This window comes from Veillonella sp. (assembly GCF_018364065.1).
Lineage (GTDB): Bacteria > Bacillota > Negativicutes > Veillonellales > Veillonellaceae > Veillonella_A.
This window is the reverse complement of record NZ_JAGZMO010000003.1, coordinates 193,628-211,341: the sequence shown is the minus strand read 5'-3', so window position 1 is coordinate 211,341 and position 17,714 is coordinate 193,628. Positions and strand designations below refer to the sequence as shown.

General features: G+C 36.8%; 15 protein-coding genes. 1 reads left to right on the top strand and 14 read right to left on the bottom strand.

Annotation, left to right across the window (positions count from 1 at the left end; genetic code table 11):
* Positions 1-82 precede the first annotated feature (82 nt).
* Genes KHZ77_RS04350 through KHZ77_RS04330 form a run of 5 tightly spaced genes read right to left on the bottom strand, consistent with a single transcriptional unit; the run spans position 83 to position 4,705 of the window.
* Positions 83-997, bottom strand: a complete 915-nt coding sequence (locus tag KHZ77_RS04350) for a restriction endonuclease (RefSeq protein ID WP_295196085.1) — start codon at positions 995-997, stop codon at positions 83-85.
* An 11-nt stretch (positions 998-1,008) separates the two neighbouring features.
* The gene (locus tag KHZ77_RS04345; RefSeq protein WP_295196083.1) at positions 1,009-2,538 is read right to left on the bottom strand and encodes an ABC transporter permease/substrate-binding protein; all 1,530 of its coding nucleotides are present in this window, start codon (positions 2,536-2,538) and stop codon (positions 1,009-1,011) included.
* An 18-nt stretch (positions 2,539-2,556) separates the two neighbouring features.
* Positions 2,557-3,276, bottom strand: coding sequence for an ABC transporter ATP-binding protein (locus KHZ77_RS04340; protein ID WP_295196081.1), 720 nt, complete (start codon positions 3,274-3,276; stop codon positions 2,557-2,559).
* Positions 3,277-3,312: 36 nt separating this feature from the next.
* A complete protein-coding gene (locus KHZ77_RS04335; RefSeq protein WP_295196080.1) occupies positions 3,313-3,756 on the bottom strand; it encodes a MarR family winged helix-turn-helix transcriptional regulator in 444 nt (147 codons plus the stop codon).
* Positions 3,749-4,705: a zinc-binding dehydrogenase gene (locus KHZ77_RS04330; protein WP_295196078.1), complete on the bottom strand. Its 957-nt coding sequence runs from the start codon at positions 4,703-4,705 to the stop codon at positions 3,749-3,751. Before KHZ77_RS04330 ends, KHZ77_RS04335 begins: the two co-directional genes overlap by 8 nt.
* Positions 4,706-5,007: 302 nt before the next feature.
* Between KHZ77_RS04330 and KHZ77_RS04325 the strand changes: the two genes are divergently transcribed.
* Complete coding sequence (locus KHZ77_RS04325) at positions 5,008-5,679, top strand: hypothetical protein (protein ID WP_295196077.1); 672 nt, start codon at positions 5,008-5,010, stop codon at positions 5,677-5,679.
* Positions 5,680-5,740: 61 nt separating this feature from the next.
* Here the strand turns inward: KHZ77_RS04325 and KHZ77_RS04320 are convergent, their stop codons facing one another.
* The 9 genes from KHZ77_RS04320 to KHZ77_RS04280 all read right to left on the bottom strand — a co-directional run bounded on the left by KHZ77_RS04320 (position 5,741) and on the right by KHZ77_RS04280 (position 17,710).
* Entirely contained in the window at positions 5,741-6,442 is a 702-nt protein-coding gene (locus tag KHZ77_RS04320) for a phenylalanine--tRNA ligase beta subunit-related protein (protein WP_295196075.1), read from the bottom strand.
* Between the two features lie 15 nt (positions 6,443-6,457).
* Positions 6,458-7,285, bottom strand: coding sequence for a MerR family transcriptional regulator (locus tag KHZ77_RS04315; protein WP_295196073.1), 828 nt, complete (start codon positions 7,283-7,285; stop codon positions 6,458-6,460).
* Between the two features lie 814 nt (positions 7,286-8,099).
* Positions 8,100-9,194 carry a hypothetical protein gene (locus tag KHZ77_RS04310; protein WP_295196071.1) on the bottom strand — a complete coding sequence of 365 codons (1,095 nt, stop codon included), beginning with the start codon at positions 9,192-9,194 and terminating at the stop codon, positions 8,100-8,102.
* On the bottom strand, positions 9,169-10,644 hold the full coding sequence (locus KHZ77_RS04305) for a DUF5677 domain-containing protein (protein WP_295196069.1): 1,476 nt from the start codon (positions 10,642-10,644) through the stop codon (positions 9,169-9,171). Before KHZ77_RS04305 ends, KHZ77_RS04310 begins: the two co-directional genes overlap by 26 nt.
* 53 nt (positions 10,645-10,697) lie before the next feature.
* Positions 10,698-11,180, bottom strand: coding sequence for a hypothetical protein (locus KHZ77_RS04300; RefSeq protein WP_295196067.1), 483 nt, complete (start codon positions 11,178-11,180; stop codon positions 10,698-10,700).
* Between the two features lie 13 nt (positions 11,181-11,193).
* A complete protein-coding gene (locus KHZ77_RS04295) occupies positions 11,194-11,430 on the bottom strand; it encodes a hypothetical protein (protein ID WP_295196066.1) in 237 nt (78 codons plus the stop codon).
* Positions 11,431-11,763: 333 nt separating this feature from the next.
* A complete protein-coding gene (locus KHZ77_RS04290; protein ID WP_295196064.1) occupies positions 11,764-14,826 on the bottom strand; it encodes an HsdR family type I site-specific deoxyribonuclease in 3,063 nt (1,020 codons plus the stop codon).
* Positions 14,827-14,843: 17 nt separating this feature from the next.
* Positions 14,844-16,091 carry a restriction endonuclease subunit S gene (locus KHZ77_RS04285; protein WP_295196062.1) on the bottom strand — a complete coding sequence of 416 codons (1,248 nt, stop codon included), beginning with the start codon at positions 16,089-16,091 and terminating at the stop codon, positions 14,844-14,846.
* An 11-nt stretch (positions 16,092-16,102) separates the two neighbouring features.
* Positions 16,103-17,710: a type I restriction-modification system subunit M gene (locus tag KHZ77_RS04280; protein ID WP_295196060.1), complete on the bottom strand. Its 1,608-nt coding sequence runs from the start codon at positions 17,708-17,710 to the stop codon at positions 16,103-16,105.
* Positions 17,711-17,714: the final 4 nt, after the last annotated feature.

Here is a 17,714-nt window from a genome sequence, read left to right as displayed (position 1 = left end):
GGGTTTGCAACATATCTAAATTATGCTGCAAACCCTTCATTTTATGTCAAGCAATTAAATCATTATAGATTAAGTACTAACACTAAGACTCCGAATAAAATGAGTCTAATACATATGTTGTAACTGGTGTTATAAATAATTCATATTTTATAACTAGCCTAATTAAATCGCTACCATCAATTAATGTAATAGGCGTACCTTGGCGTGCAGCCTCTCTAGCGGCAGGAGTAAATCGATTATTAGTTATAAATACCCCATAATCAGCTTGATGTTTGTTCATCGCCCCAAGAAATTGATTAATATCAGCTGAGCCTACTGGATTGACATTAAATCGCTTACATTGTATAACTACCCTCGTTGTCCGAAAGTCATCATTATCAATATGATAACCATATCCATCTATTCCACCGTCATTTGATATATTAATACCTTTGTCAGTAAACTGTACCCCCATTTTAGTCAATAAAGCTCGTGAAAATTGTTCAAATTTAGCAGGCGACATATTGGATATAGCGCGCTGCAATTTCACCTTAACATTATCATTCACTTCATCATCAACTAATTTATTATCTTCCTCATTGCTATTAGGATTAACTAACGTTTGAGTATTATCCTTATTTTTTTGAGCCATTTCTATCCAATATGTTTTAGCCTTTTCTCTAACTTCTGATTCTACATCAAAATCATCAAGTCTAATACTTCTTCCGGCTTGAGTGAGTGTAATCATTGGTTTGTATTTTTCATAAAAAATAAAACCGACATAACTTAATTCTTTTATAGCTAAATTAAATTTAAAATCAAATCTTTTATATGGATTACCAGTTCTTCCAGAAGTATATATAGTTTGTTCAAATTGAGCTATATTTTCGTCCAGCTCACTGATTCTGTCTCTTATTTCTGAGCGCTCCAATTGGCCCCCAGCTTCCTGGAGTACACTAATAATCGGCTTTATCAAATATGATGTTTGTTCCTCTGATGTTAATGTATCAAAAAACATATTTATCCTCCCTACTTATTCTTCAACAGCCCCTTGTTCTTCAGATATTCCACGGCCACTTCGTTAGCGGAGCGTCCTTCTACGTCAACGGCGTAGTTCATTTTGAGCATTTCGTCGGTTGTAATCATATGGCCCAACTGGTTAAGTACAGGCACGATTTGTGGGTATTTTTCAATGGTTTCCGCACGTAATAGCGGTGCGCCCTGGTATGGTGGGAAGAGGCCTTTATCGTCTTCCAACATGACTAAGTCATGGGTAATGATTTCAGGGTCTGTGGAGAATACTTCGATTACGTCCACGTTGCCTTTATCGATGGCTTCATAGCGCAGGCTTGGCTCCATAGTTACTACGTCAAAGCTCAAGCCATACAGCGATTTCAGGCCTTTATTGCCGTCTTCGCGGTCGTTAAACTCCAAGGTAAATCCCGCTTTCGCAATACGTTCTACTTTACGCAAATCAGAGATTGTTTTCAATCCATGTTCTTCTGCATAGGATCTTTTCACCGCGATGGCATAAGTGTTCTGATACGCCATCGGTTCGAGGAGAACCAGGTTATCCTGTTTCTTAATGCCTTCTTTGGCCGCTTCGTAAACCACTTCCGGGTTATTCCCGATATTAGTCAACGGTGGTTGAAGGAGTGAAGAGGTAACTGTACCGGTAAATTCCGGATACATATCGATAGAGCCTTTTTTCAATGCCTCGTACAAGAAGGTGGTTTTACCAAAGCTTGGCTTCACTTCCACTTTTAAATTTGTCTGATCTTCAATCAATTCCTTGTACATATTAATCAGAATTTCCGGTTCTGATCCAAGTTTGCCCGCTGCCACCAATGTATTCCCGGACATGCCCATAATGCCGCCCACATTGATTGTGGACGTAACCAGTAATAACAAGGCGGCCGCAAAGGAAATGCCGATGGTGCGTAAGGATTTTGTTTCTAAAATTTTAATAATCCAGCTAAATAACACAGCCAACAACGCCGCCGAGATGGCCCCGATTAAAATTAAGGCCGAGTTGTTGCGGTCAATGCCCAGCAAAATAAAAGACCCCAGACCGCCTGCGCCGATTAAGGCGCCCAGTGTAGCCGTACCTATCAACATAACGGATGACGTGCGAATGCCCCCGATAATGGACGGCATGGCCAAGGTCAATTCAAATTTTTTCAGCTTCTCCCAGCGGTTCATACCGAATGCATCGGCCGCTTCCTGTAAAAGCGGATCAATGCCCTGAAGGCCCGTAATTGTATTTTGTAAAATTGGGAACAATCCGTAGATTACCAGAGCCACGATGGCCGGGATTTTACCAATACCCAATAAAGGGATAAACAAACCCAGCAATGCCAGTGACGGAATGGTCTGTAAAATGCCTGCCACTTGAAGCGTCAGTTCCGACGCTTTTTTATATTTAACGACGAAGATAGCGAACGGCACCGCCAATAAAATGGAAATAAACAAGGCAATCATGGAGATTTGCACATGTTCCGCCAGCAAGTTCAGCCACTCGCCCTGTCGTTCCACAAATGTATTAATTAATGTATCCATATGTATGATTCCTACCCTCTACTCTTCATAGAAAAAACGCTGTACCACTTCATGAGCCGGATGTTCCTTAATTTGTTGCGGCGTATCCAGCTGTACAACCTCGCCCTTGCTCATTACACAAATTCGAGTCCCCAGTTTCACCGCTTCCGCCATATCGTGGGTTACAAACACAATGGTCATTTTAAACGTTTCGTGTAAACTCTTAATCAGCTTCTGTAGCTGGTTGCGACTAATCGGATCCAGTGCGCTGAACGGTTCATCCATGAGGAGGATATCCGGTTTTGTAATAATGGCGCGCAGTATGCCCACACGCTGCTGTTCACCGCCGGACAAATCGCGAGGATAGCGATTCATATATTGTTCCGGATCTAAGCCGACCATATTCAAATAGGTTTTTACCGTTTTCAACCGTTCCTCTTTCGGCCAGCCCTTCATTTCAGGAATAATTTCAATATTTTCAGCCACTGTTAAATTCGGAAATAGAGCCCCCGTTTGCAGTACGTAGCCAATGCGCAAGCGCAAGGTACGCAACTCCATGTCGAGCGTATTTTCACCATCGATACAGACGGTACCTTCCGTCGGTGTGAGTAGACGGTTAATCATTTTCAGCGTCGTCGTTTTACCGCTGCCGCTGGTGCCTACGAGCACGAAAAACTCGCCGCTCTCAATGGTCATCGATACATATTGTAAGGCCGGCTTTTTATTATAAACCTTGCTTACATTCTTAAATTCAATCATTCATCTTCTCCTCTATATGAATCAGTTCTTCTTACACTATTCAGTGTTCCCAATGGTTTGCTCCAACGCTGCCGTATATTTATTGCTTAAGTTCAACAGCAGTACCTGCTCTTCAGCAGTCAGTTTATTCATCGCCATCTGCTCCGCTTTTTCCAAAGGTTCGAGGATAGTTGTAGCAAATGTATGTCCCATTTCAGTAAGACGGATCATTTTCGAACGGCGGTCCGGCGAATTTTCGTCAAAATAAATATATCCTTTTTCTTTAAACGCCTTAATCGTCGCATTCACCACCTGCTTCGTCGAATACGTAGCCTGCACAATACGATTCTGCGTAACCCCATGCGGGTTATAGTAAATCCACATCAAAATGAGCATCGACTTGCTCTGTAAGCCATGCTTACGTGCGTAATTTTCGAAAATAGAGAATTGCTTGTCTCTAATTCTTGAGTATGCCTTAGTGTGGTTAAACGAATCAATCATTAATCACAACAACCTTTCCGAAACTTTTCGAGCCTTCCAAATAGGCCTGCGCCTCTCTGATTTCAGCCAAGTGGAATACCTTTTCCGGACTTGCATCCACCTTATATTCCTCTATAAAATCAAACAACTCTTGCAGCATTGTTCCGTTCACAATGCCCGAATAAAATCCGGTCAAATACTTACCGGCGCCCAGTTCAGTAATGAGGTCAAATCCTTCTAACGTCCATTGCCCGCCCAAAAGACCGGTGTTACATAAAATACCTTTTTCTTTTAGATGCGCCACGCTGTCTCTCATAGCGAATGGTCCTACCAAATCGGCAATTTTATGGAACGTTAACTCCGTTTGCAATTGCCCCGACGTTTCGAGAATACATTCATCAAAACCTACCGATTTCAATTGATTTGCTTTGTCTCTGCTGCGAGTCGAGCCGTATAGGCGTGCATTCGGATATTTCGCTTTTACCAATTTTGCAAAAGCTACACCTACACCACTGGTGGCACCGCGTACTAAAACTGAATCGCCGTCAGTAATTTTCAAGCGCAACAATGTGCCATACGCTGTGTGATAGGTTTCGGGAATCGCCGCCATGGTTGGCCAATCCAACTCCGCCTTAATCGGATAAATCTGTGCATTCGGTAGGAGCACATATTCAGCGTACGATCCGTTGAATGCACGGCCCATTTCGCCCATGATGGACACCACTTTGGCCCCTTTCGGCAATCGTTCAGGCTCCGTACTTTCCTCAATTAGCCCTACGCACTCAATACCTAAAATTCGTGGAAACTGCACCGTTTCCGAATAGCCCTGTCTGGTGAAAATCTCTGAGCGATTAATGCCAAACCCCTTCACTTTTACAAGCGACCAGCCCGCCTTTACAACCGGCTTGTCCACTTCTTCGTACATAAGTCGGTCTACACCGCCGGCTTCATAAATAACAACCGCTTTCATGAGAACCTCCTTATTGATGAACATCACACCAAATCTATTAGATATATAATCTTAAAATTCAACATTCAAAATTTTAGATAAGTCAAAACTTTTTACTATTTAATTTTAAAATAAAAAGACCTATCAGTCAAATTATTTGACTAAGTTGCCGTGTACAGTCCCCAGGTAGACTAATTAGCATCCTTATTGTAAGATTGAATTAACGAGTTACAATTACTACGATTGAAATCAATTATATCAACGATTCGTGTAAATAAGGAGATTAATCATTGGAAATAAAAGAGTTAGAAACGCTAATCAAATTGGATATTGAATCGGTATTTTCGCAAATTTTACAGGCGCACAACTACACATTCCCCATTAGCGCCAAGTCCCGTAGCGGTGCTGAAATCAGCGATTATTTGGAGGATTCTTTTGTCGAGTACCTCAACGCACAACCTCATGCACGAATTTATAATCCTTTGGGTTCGCCAAAGGGTGCCACCAAAAATCCGTACGACATTTGCTTTAACTACCGCTGCGAAGAAGCGAATTTTGATGATTTAATCTGGGGCGATATAAAGGCCACCAAGCGTTCCTATGCGGACAGTAACCCGGACCTGGGAACGCCGGAGAAAATTATTTCGTTCATCTTAGGCGGCCATTTCTACCTTTTATTCATCTTCCTAGAATACGAAGCTACCACAGATAATCAGACTCGCTTTGTTCCTTTTGAAAACGGCAAATACGTGCACTGTCAATTTTTAAAAGACATCCATCACTCAGTGAGAATCAATCCGAAACCACAATTTCAAGTTAATATTCACGAACCGGAAGAGTACAGAACACGAGAAGAATTTCTCGAGCTATTCCATAGAAAATATCGTGAATCCATCGACAGAAATATTGCGAAACAAAATGCAAAGAAAGCGCAGTTAGATGATCGGTTTGAGAAAATGAAACAGCAGCTCGATGAATATAATAAAAAGCCTTAATGAGTACTGCCGCAAGCTCTCAAAAAAAAGCAAAGGAGTTATTATCCTTTGCTTCTTTGTATTATATGGTCATTTCAGGATGTGCTGCATCTACTAAGCCTGCAATCACTTCACAACCGAAAATCTGCGTAATAAGTTGTTGCAATTCATCTCTGGCAATAATCAGCTGCTCTTGATTAATATCTGTAAATCCGTCGATAGGAAAGAAAATGTCTGTCGAGTCAGTCGTAATTTTCCCATGTTCACTTTGTCGCCAGGTCCAACGACGAGTCCGCACTTGTGCCCCCACAGCATAAACAACTTCCCCCGGATCAGGAGTTTCTTCTACATCATTGCCAAAGGGAAGGAACGTATCACCCGTCTGTGCAAGGCGAATGCAAATGTCTTCACTGCTGCCACCTAAATCATGTGCCCCCATGGGCAATGTATATTTTAAAGATATAGCATTTACTAAATCTACTACAGGATTGATATGAGGCATCCCCTTTCCTTTAGCAATACGGGTAAATAAGGCTTCAATAGAGCAAAGATATTTATTAGGATTAATATTTAATGCACGAAACGCTTCCCGATAGGGTAAAATCTCTGCTTCCTCCTTAACTTTTTTGCCATCAAAGCGATGTGCTGCCAGTTGGATACTGCCGTTCAAAAGTCGCTCAATCTCCGGATATTCTTTATCATTTTTAATTCCTTTAGCCATGACGACGCCAAAACAGGCATTCGGTAATTTTTCAAAAATCTCTTTTTCTACAATGAATTTCATCTTATAAACCTCTTTCTATTCACATTTAACCGGAATACAAATTTCCGTCACAAATTTGTCCGTATCGTTAGTAATCCCGTAGTCAATAAGTGTAACTTCCCGTGAGAAACCTGCAATCTGCAATTTATGCTCGCTAATATACTTCAACATTTTTTTATACTGCTCAGGTGCATCTGCATGACTGCCTCGAAAACGCAAACGAACACATAAGCTTTCAGGCAGGTTACGTGTTTTCCCCTCATAAACATCTTCTTGATCAAGTAGCAAAAACACTCCGTTATAGTGTGTAGTTTCACCTTTTTTTAAACGTTCTGCCGAAATTCCAAGTCCCACTTTGCCAAGAAATACAATCGCCTCAGCATCAGAGCGATCCAATTTTCTTATGGACAGTTCCATATCAAAGTTTCCATCCACTTTTAACGGATTATCTAACCATACAATACGGCCGGCCGGAACTTGTATAAGCGCTACCGTATCCAAAGGCGTATTTTGCGCATCTAACAGCCAATTTAAACGATGATCAATCTTTTGCTCAATTCGTTTCAAAGCGTCCTGCTTCTTCAACACGATTTGCTTTTGCTTCAAAAGCTTCTCCTCTATGAGGCCGATGTCTTTATTTTTGAGAAAATCTTCAATTTCAGACAAAGGCATGTCTAACGCTCGCAGGTAACGAATTGTATTCAATACTTCAAACTGCTCAGTTCCATAGTAGCGATAGCCTGAATCAGGAGAAATATATGCCGGCGTAAGCAAACCTATATTTTCATAATGACGCAAACTGCTGCCGCTGATATGAAATAGTTTTGACACTTCTCCAATAGGAAATAGATCTTTCCTGTCCATGTATTCAGCCTCCTGCAAAATATTTTTGTTTTATTTTCTGATGATTATGATTCTAATAATTCTAATGATTATAGTTCTAATGATTCTAATAATTATGGTTCAATAGCTTTTAATAATCATATCTAATGTTTTATCATACTCATATCATAAACTCTACAACCGTTGTAGAGTCAAGACCCTGTAGAAATAAAAAACAAAAAGCCCTGTCAGTCACGTTTGACCGACAGGACTTTATGAGGTATATATGTTTAGAGTTTTTTATATTTTGGGAGTTTCTTATTTTGAGTGTTATTGCTAATTCAATTGTTAAGCAATACCTTATATCATACGCCGCCCCTGAACGCACATTGCACTTTAACAGTTACACAACATTTACCTGATAAACACCTAGTAATAACTTAAACCTAAATTACAAATGTCTCAGTAATTACTTAATCGCTGTGTAATTCACATAGCAGTTGCACATTAATTACTAAAACTTCTTGACATTCAACACGCGAACCGCATTTAAGATAGCGATAAAAAGAACATCTACATCAGCCATTTCCCATCAGTTACGCCCGCGCCGCGAAGCGATACTGGTTAAATTCTATCGAAATAGCAAAAATGTAATCTATTCACTAGGCAATAACTATGTAAAGGAAATTTTTCAGATGACCTTTTATCATATCGCGGACCAATAAAATAATACATTGTATATTTTATTGGTCCATAAAAACTAAATCGAACCATATTATATTATTAAAAGATCGCAGCTGAAAGGTTACGGTCTTTTATATATTTCTCAAGTTCATATTATTTTATAGTTATCGCTTTAATTATCTAACACATTATAAAAGTCTTCTAACACATCACCTACTACCTTATAAGTTTTATGTGGCTCAAAATTACTCTCGTTAATATTATATTTCTCAAGTGCCAAAAATAATTTCTCATTAAAATTATATATATGCTTTTTCTGTAAAAAATCTGCCAAACAAACTCCTACAATTCTACTCTTATCAAACACCCTATAAACAATATGAGCAATATTCATCTTAAATCGTAAAGTATCAATTTGTTTTCTATTTATTATGTTTAAGCTTTCCAATAGTAATTGAACATAATAAAAAGAAACATTATATCTAATATATGGTATACACTCATATTCAACGCATGAAACAATAATATCTACTGCTTGTTGTATACACCCAAATACAAGCATAAAGAAATTAAATCCATCTGACTTACTGGTATCTAGCCCAAATTGAGGATCTGCTAGCGCTAAATTAAATCTTTCTTCAAACGATAAATCTAAATCATCATCAGAAGAAAAAACTACTAGTTCTGCAATATCATCACGAGCAAAATTTATAATATCATCTATACTGTTACATTTAACAAAATAATCCTCCAAGCTATTGACGCCATTAAAAAGACTTACGAATGCTTGCTCTCCAAGCTTATAAAGAAATTTATAGTCAGCTGATTGGCTAAGAAGTCTCACGGGTAGGATAAGAATTTTACTACCAACATTTTTCAATAGCTTTAGATTATCTTCTGCAGTTATAACAATTTGTTCATGCATAGTATCTGCTACTTTGCCATCTAACGTCTTCATTCTTAATTCTGAATATTTACCTAAAGGATCATCAAGAATGTGCTTATGTCCAATCAACAAAAATGGCAAGTGTTCATTATCGGCAAAATCTAAGAACGTAGTAGCTGTAAAAACATAACTATCTTCATTCGAAACCCAATATTTCAGATATAATTGTACTACTTTACTATAGCGTATCCAAAACAATTGAAGTTCATCAAGAGCAGCTATTGCATTGCTACTTTTTAATCGGGGTAAAAGAGATATAAGCAGCTCTCTATATTCATTTTGAATTAAGTGAATCTTATTTAAAAGCAGGTTTGATTTCAAAGTTTATTACCTCATTTAGTAGTTGTTCAGGTATACTATAGAGTTCGTTTAATAAAATTATAGTTTTATTCATAACCATGATGCAATCAGGCATAATAGACTTGAGCCTTATCTCATCATTGATATCTGGAATACAATGATATTTATGTGCTGGATTAAAACACTTTAATAATGAAGATTCACGAATTGCGCCCCATAAGCCATGTTCAAAAGAGGTCGTGTAATCATAGTATAGACCATAAAGATCCGCTTCATTAACAATTTCAGCTTTTTTCCTAATATTTTGCTGGTCAAAATATCTTGTATCCATATTAATAAATTCTTCATTCTTAAATTCATTAACTATAGCTTCAATATAGGATGTGTCAAAAGGCACATCATCTGCAATGGCACTTTCTCTATATCTAGATAAAACTAACTTATATTGCCCTATCCCATAAATCTGGTAATCACGCCAAATATTAACGTGGTGCTCTTCATTTTTTATTAAATATTTCATCATAATATAATTTTCTATCATGACACGCAAACAACTTCTACCTGCCAGGGAATTAAATAGGTGATGATTATTTATTTCTTTAAATCGTTTAAGTGAATATGTCGCTATCCCTAACAAAACATTCATTTTTTCATCAAGAGGGTCTGCAATAACAAATAAATCGGAAAGATATACAAATATTTCCTGTAGCATATTTATGTATCCTGAGATGACTCGTTCTTCATCCTTAAAATGAACAGTTACTATATTGCATTCTGTCATTTCACTTACACACCTCCAAAACTCTCTCAAATATTCAGAATCAACTTTTTCAAAAGTTAGAATTATCATTTCTAAAACACGTACTCTTCCACGAATCTCACGCATTATCTCATCAGTGTGTTTTGTTTCAGGATAGAGGTTCAATAATTCCATCTGTTCTTCTAAAAGATTAATTTTTCCCGAGATATAATTATAATAAAGTGCAATAAATCTAATATCAGTTGATTCATGAGATTGATGATCCATTAAATTACTCATAACCTGAACTATCGTTTCACATCTATTATCAATTCCCTCTTTTAAGCAAGAAAAAAATTCAGAAAAAACAGGAGTACGACTTACTGTAAACAAGACTGTCAAAGGAATAAGTGCATCCCTAGCCCCTATAGAAACAATATACTTATAAAATTGAGATTGTATTTCTTCGTCTAATCTCAATATTTGAGATAATCTAGCAGAACTTAGAGCGGGTGCTAATTTATGTAATTCAGAAACTATATAACAGGCTTTTCTTAATCCTTCCTCTCGGCCAAAATAGTCTAAAATTAGTCCAATCCAGAGATATTCTGGCATACGACCATACGTCCATGATTTCTCATCTTCTAGTTCCTGTATATTGGGCAAGGAGTTTATAGGAGTTATAAACACACCTCTTTTAAGCGAATGTTTGGACAGTTTACTATGACCCATTAATTGATATTACCTCCGCTTTAATTTCATCTTTTGAAACTCAACGCCAAGTCTCAAATGCTTCTTAGCTCTTCATTACTAAACCTTTCTCCTTTTTCATCTTCCCAAAAAGTTCTTACTTCGAATTTAGAGCTTGACGCTAAATAAAAATATGCATCTACTTCAAAATTTTGATTAGGCTTAAGATATTCATAAGGGAATTTATCATTTATAACTGTAATATTATATTTTTCAGGTATAGATGCTGAAATATTATAAGCCGTTGCTCGTCCAGAGTTCCATATCTTCATCTTATGTACTCCATGCGACACCTTGTATACTCTAGCTTCCACATATGGTTGACTTGGTATATTCTGCTGGGCTTCAATTTGTTTAGCCTCATACTCTTTAATAAACAATTCGAGCTTTTTTATCTTTTCTTCTGTTTTTCGGGATTTAATACTTTGATGAAGTGCTATTCCAGAAAACAAAAAAGATACAATCGGAATAATATAATTTATGATAATATTTAAGATTTCTTCATATTGAATCTGCATATTCTTTTCTTGCTTAGAATTTAAACATCTTTTTAAATTCTTTCTCTACCTCCTTTATCACTTCTTTTTCAACATCTTTAATATTAGCATTAATTTTATATTCATTAGCGTTCAATATTTCATCTTCTGTAAATTCATGACCACAGTCAGTGCATTTATAAATCTCCACAGCTGCCTCAGTATCATGTTCAAAGTGATTATTTGCACAAATAGGACAATTTAATTCAATTTTTCGCGATAAATCTTTCATTTTTTACCTCCTACTAGTTTATTATAAGTTCATTTGAAAAATTATATCATTCATTCCATCATTATTTATCAACCATATAAAACTCTACATTTTGTGATTTATATCTTAAATATCATAGCGCATTTGTTTTCTTTTATTCGCTTTTATGTTCTGTTTTATAGAACAATTATATCATAAAAAATATTATTTATCATCATTATAAAAAATAGGCCTCCTTAAAATTTAATTTTAAGGAGGCCTATTTAACCTACAATATTATGTGTCATTTCAATAGTGTTTTATTATATGTTTATCTATTAGCAGATAATTCTTTTAATTAAAATAATTCCGTCCTTATTGAGCCATTAACTTCTGTAATTTTTCTACATATAATTCACGTATGGCCTCCAATAATTTAGGCCAATATTTTAACCCAATATTCGGATGTTTCTTTCTATACGCTCGAGCATGAGCTGCTTTTTTCAGAGAATCTTGATTATCTTGTTTTTCATCAGGATCTTTCGATACATCATAGGTATCAACAAAATAATCCAAGACCTCTACATCAACACACCACTCTTCTGAAAAATCATTGATAAGACTCTCTCTTTCACTATTAACCCGATTATTAAGAATATCAACGAAGTTTTGATTCACAAACTCATCCGGTGTATTCTGATATTCCTTCCAAATGCCATCTAATATTCCGGCCCTAATTGGATTAATCTTATAGAGACGAGCAATGCCAGCATTAATTTTATCAGTCAAATCTTTATGTTTATCAGGATTTGAAAGAAGTTGCGTCAAATCATCATCTCGTACGGCTTCCATTAATCGCAAGATATAATCTTCATCAATTTGATCTTTATGAAAAAATTGTAATTCATAATTTATGAGGAAATTGATTCCCGGATCATCTCTATCCTCTTTATCACTTTTAATTTCATCTCTCACATTTTTAAATTTGCCAGTATAGTTTTCGATCTCTTCTTCTGTGATATGGTAATCATCTGCAAGTACTTTATCCTGATAGTCAGAGTATACCTGTATATCTGCATAGGCCATATCAAACGCTCTATAAACTTTTAAAAATTCACGTCTTTGTTTTTTAGTTAAACTATTCACTGCTCCCGGTGTCGGTACAAGAGCACGTAACTCTTTAATCGCTTTCTTAAATCTCTCTTCGGCCTCTTTCCAGGTAGGTGCTTGCACATATGTACCACCACCGCGTGAATACAAAGTCATCGCATCATCCACAGCCTTTTTGAATAAGGCCGGTGTTTGAAACGTGACAACTTGACCAAATCGTTTTTGCTTATCCAACAATCGATTCGTTCTAGAGAAGGCCTGTATAATCCTATATGAACGCATAGGTGGTCGATCCACAAACAATGTGGAAAGCGAAGGTGCATCAAATCCTGTTAACAGACGATCTACTACGATAACAATATCGAGTTGATTTTCTCGGATCTGAAATTTTTGTTTCTTACGGGCTAAGCGATCATTAACATCTCTATTGTAAGCATCTAACTGTTCCAGTGTATATTGAGTTCCAAACATTGTATTGTAATCTGCCATAGACTCTTTCATCTGCTCTTGATTGAACGTACTTCCGTCTTGATTTTCATTAAGAGAGTAAGTAATGGCAACTTTGGGAAAATCAGATAACTTTTGGCGAATCTCTTCACTGATTTTAACAGTTTTTTCTGCTCCATTTTTAACTTGTTTGAATAACTGATAATACCTTTGAGCTTGCTTAATAGAGCTGGTAGTCAATATAGCACTAAATGTTTTTCCTTTATCGCGATCTAATCTAAGTTTACCGGCGGACTTATTAATAATAAAATCAACCACTTGTAGCATATGCTGATCATCTTCATACATTTTTTCAAGTACTTTTTTCTCTTGTAGTGCCTTCTCCAATGCTAGATCATCATCGCTATCAGAAATTCCAAGTTTTGTTGCTACTTCCTTTAACTTGAATGTATTGCGATATTCTACTTGAAATCCAAGAACTGCTTCATCATGAAGAGCTTCTTTAATAGTATATGTATTGAGACAGGCTCCATACTGTTCCTCAGTTGTCGCCGGAAGATCCCCTGGTGTATTTTTAGCATCTTCACTAAAAATAGGTGTCCCTGTGAAGCCATACCAGATAGGCCTTGTAAAATATTCGTTTAAGTCCTTTTGCGCCTCAGCTGAAACCGCACGATGACATTCATCGACCACAAATATTGGACGAATTACTTTCATTTTCTCATAAATGTCAGTATTTTTTGGATACTTTCTCATTACCGCTTGCAGCTTTTGAATTGTAGTAACTAAAACATCAGCATCATCATCGTATATTTTTTTTGCTAGATCACGACTATTATTAGTGTCTTCCACATCAATAATATCATTTGCGGAATAGGCTCGAAAAGCTCCTGTTGTCTGATTGTCTAAATCTCGTCGATCTACAACAAAAATGACCTTCTTCACTCCGGGAATTTGACTCAAATTATGTGCAGCCTTATAAGAAGTCAAAGTCTTACCGGATCCCGTAGTATGCCAAATATAACCTGACTCAGTACCACTACCGCTATAAGCTTTATACGCATTAATAATCGCTTTAATTGCGTGAATCTGATAAGGTCGAAGCATAATAAGATTTTTTCGTTCACCGTCTAAAACAGTATATTGCGACACCATTCGGTGCGCCGCCGGCACTGATAAAACGGCCTCAGCAAATTCTAAATAGCCTGTCACCGGCTGGTTATCTTCATCAAGCCATGTGGACAAAAATTTTTCATTCAACTTATTTTCAGCGGCTGTTGCAATATATCGCGTATCCGTAGCATTAGAAACTACAAACATCTGTAATGTTGAAAAAATATCTCGAAATGCACCTTCTTTGAGATAACCTTTAATTTGATTAAACCCTTCCATATATGAATGGTTACGGTTTTTTAACTCCACATGAATCATTGGTAATCCGTTAATTAGCAATGTCACATCACCGCGGCGATCTCGATTCATCACTTCTTTACGAAGAAAGATAATCTGATGAACCACCTGATAAACCGACGAACCTCCGGCAATATCATCACGTTTAAACACTACCGGATACTCTCGTCCAAGAGAGGCATCTTCACGCTGAATCATAACACGAGCAACCCCATTTTCCCCAATTAACCAGGCTGCCGCATCATAGAAAGATGTAAATCGCAATTGATTCTGCACCTGCTGAAATTCATTATCCGTTAATGGATTTTCATCAAAAATATCTTTATTATTTTGTATCAATATGTTACGAAAAATCTCCCAAAGATCCTCAATTGTCCGAATATCATCGCGGAAAATCCATTGCGATTTACCCTCTGTGAGCTGTTGAATCAACTTATTTTCAATACTTGCTTCAGATTCATACCTAGACATGGCTTTGGCCTCCCCTTTTAGACAAATAAATTTTGAAGCATAAATTTTTTAAGAATTTGTAGTTGGTCATACTTGCGCATATTGATAATTATGCAGTTATCAATATATTTAAAGTATGTACCAATTTGTTTCTGTTCATCCACCGATGGTGTCATTACATTTTGTTCATCTAAATTACTTTTATTTAGATTTCCAATTGCACCATTTCCCCCGGCAACATAAACATTTATAAATTTTTTATACCAAGGAGCACTGAGTAACGCATTTACAAAGTTAGGTTCATCTGCAGTTCCCAGAAGCATAAAGCCTCCATGAACCGCTGTATTATCGGCAATATCACGGATAATGGCATGTTTTCCTACAAGTCTCGACGAGCCATTAGCAGCTGTAATAAGAATATCTCCGTTTTGAACAGTAGGAATCTTGACAATTGTCGGATTTACAAAAACATCATCATCATTCGTAGTAAATGTATCCTCATAAATATTTGAGGATCTTAATACTCTAATGCCGTCCTCACAAATATCATTAGGTGAGTAAGTTAATCCTCTTCGAACTTTCATCAAACTTGATAATTTGCAATATTTCCAATTGTCACTAAACTCTTTAAAACGAATCTTAGGCACTTTTTCTCCCTCACTAGGAAACATATTTTGTAAAAAATATGTTTTTAGCGCCTTTAACAGATCTATTCTATGTTGATAAAGCGAGCTCGTATTATCAAGTTTCTTTAAGAATACTCCAATTTTTTCTTGCTCTTCATGCAAAGTATATGGAATTTCTATATCACCTACAAGCTTCTTATTTAATCCGCCCCTTGTACCATCTCCTGATGATATTCGTCTTAATTCATCATATCTGGTTTCAAGATTATAAAATATAAATTCCGGAACTATTTTAGATTGAAACGTCATTGCTGCAATAGATTGATTCGTAACAAGTGGTATTCCATTAATTGCTACCGTACCACGGGTTTTCCCTTGTCCAGCTAGAGCTATTAAAACCGAGTTAGCTGGTATCATTTTGGCGCTAGAGTTTTGAAGACCTTTTTTAGATATCATATTATCAGTGAACTTAATATATTTCTTATGAACTTCTCCAGATGATAGCCATGGAACTTCTTTTGGTTCCCAATAGTCTTTTATACTAGTGCTAGGCGTGCCCCCAGCACAAATCACTGCTACATTAGCAATTTTATTTTTAGACCAATCTTCCATAAACCCTTGAAATCGAATAATAGGTGCGTTTTTTTTTCCTTTTAACATTCTGCTTCACCTCAACTAAAAAACTTTAAGAATTCTTCTAAGTCTTTTGCTTTCTTACGGTCAGAAGTGGTCAATTCTCGCATCAGGTCTAATATCTCTCGTTCATTAGCTTCCAACTCACTATTAATGGCCTCTAATTCCTTGTTAATTTCACCTAAATCAATTTCAGGCTCCGGTTCGAATGTATTAACATAACGTGGAATATTTAAGTTGAATTCGTTTTCTTGAATTTCTTCAAAAGACGCTACATGACTAAATTTATCTTCATTTTTTCGCTCTTCATAGGCCTTAAAAATGCGTTCAATATTCTCTTCCGTCATAAAGTTTTGCGGTTTGCCTTTGATAAATTCTTTGCTACCATCAATAAAAAGAACATCACGTCCCGGGCGACTCTTTTTCAACACCACTATCGTTGTTGGAATGCCAGTAGAGTAAAAGATTCCTGCCGGTAACCCAATGACTGCATAAATCATTCCTTTTTCCAATAATTTTTCACGAATTTTTCCTTCCGTACCTCCACGGAATAATACACCATGTGGAAGTACAATGCCCATTGTTCCGGTTGATTTTAGATGGAATAATCCATGGAGTAAAAAGGCATAGTCAGCTTTTGATTTAGGTGGCAACACACCATAGTCGGAAAAACGTATGTCACCCAGAAAGTCTTTATCGGCACTCCACTTTTGCGAATATGGCGGATTCATTAAAACTCCGTCAAAATCGGTTACTTCTTCTGATGGCCAATCCGCATCAAGAGTATCTGCATTATTAAGTTCTTGTTTTGTTGCTGAAATACCGTGAATAATCATATTCATACGCGCCAAGTTATATGTAGATGTCTTATTTTCTTGTCCATAATAATGTACTGAATCCGGATTCTCCACATATTTTCTAACATTGAGTAATAATGAGCCTGATCCCATAGCCGGATCATAGGCAGAAAATCCTCGTTTACCTTCTTGCCCACTAGTAACAATGCGTGCCAATAAAGTTGATACCGATTGAGGCGTATAGAATTCTCCAGCCTTCTGCCCCATATCAGATGCAAAATTGCTAATTAAATATTCATAAGCATCGCCAAGAATATCTCCATTATGGCTGTCTAGATTAAGTGGTGCCAATGCTTTCATTACATCAGCTATCAAGTCATTTTGCTTCTGTGCTGTAGGTCCTAGTTTAGTCGAATGCAAATCAACATCGTCAAATAAGTGCTCCAATAGCGCCACATTCGACTGCTCAAGATTGGTGAATCCTTGATTTAGATGCTCCAATTGAAATGTTTTCTTTTCTATTTCATCGATAAAAGCCGTAAATGTAAATTGTGGTTTAATCTCATAATCCATATCCATAGTATCAAGCAAATCTTGCTTAAAATCCGGGTCATCATAATATTTTTGATAAGCAGCTTGACGCTGGGCTTCCGTTACCACATCATTTTCTTCCAACTCACCACTATTCACTAAGGCATTAGCCGCTATTTCTAATGTCTTATCCGATAAATGTTTATAAAAAATTAGTCCTAGTGCATAATCCATATAATCGGCAGCACCCATCGTCTGGCGCATTACATTAGCAGAATCCCACAATACTTGTTCGAGTCTCTTTTTTTCGTTGCTCATAATG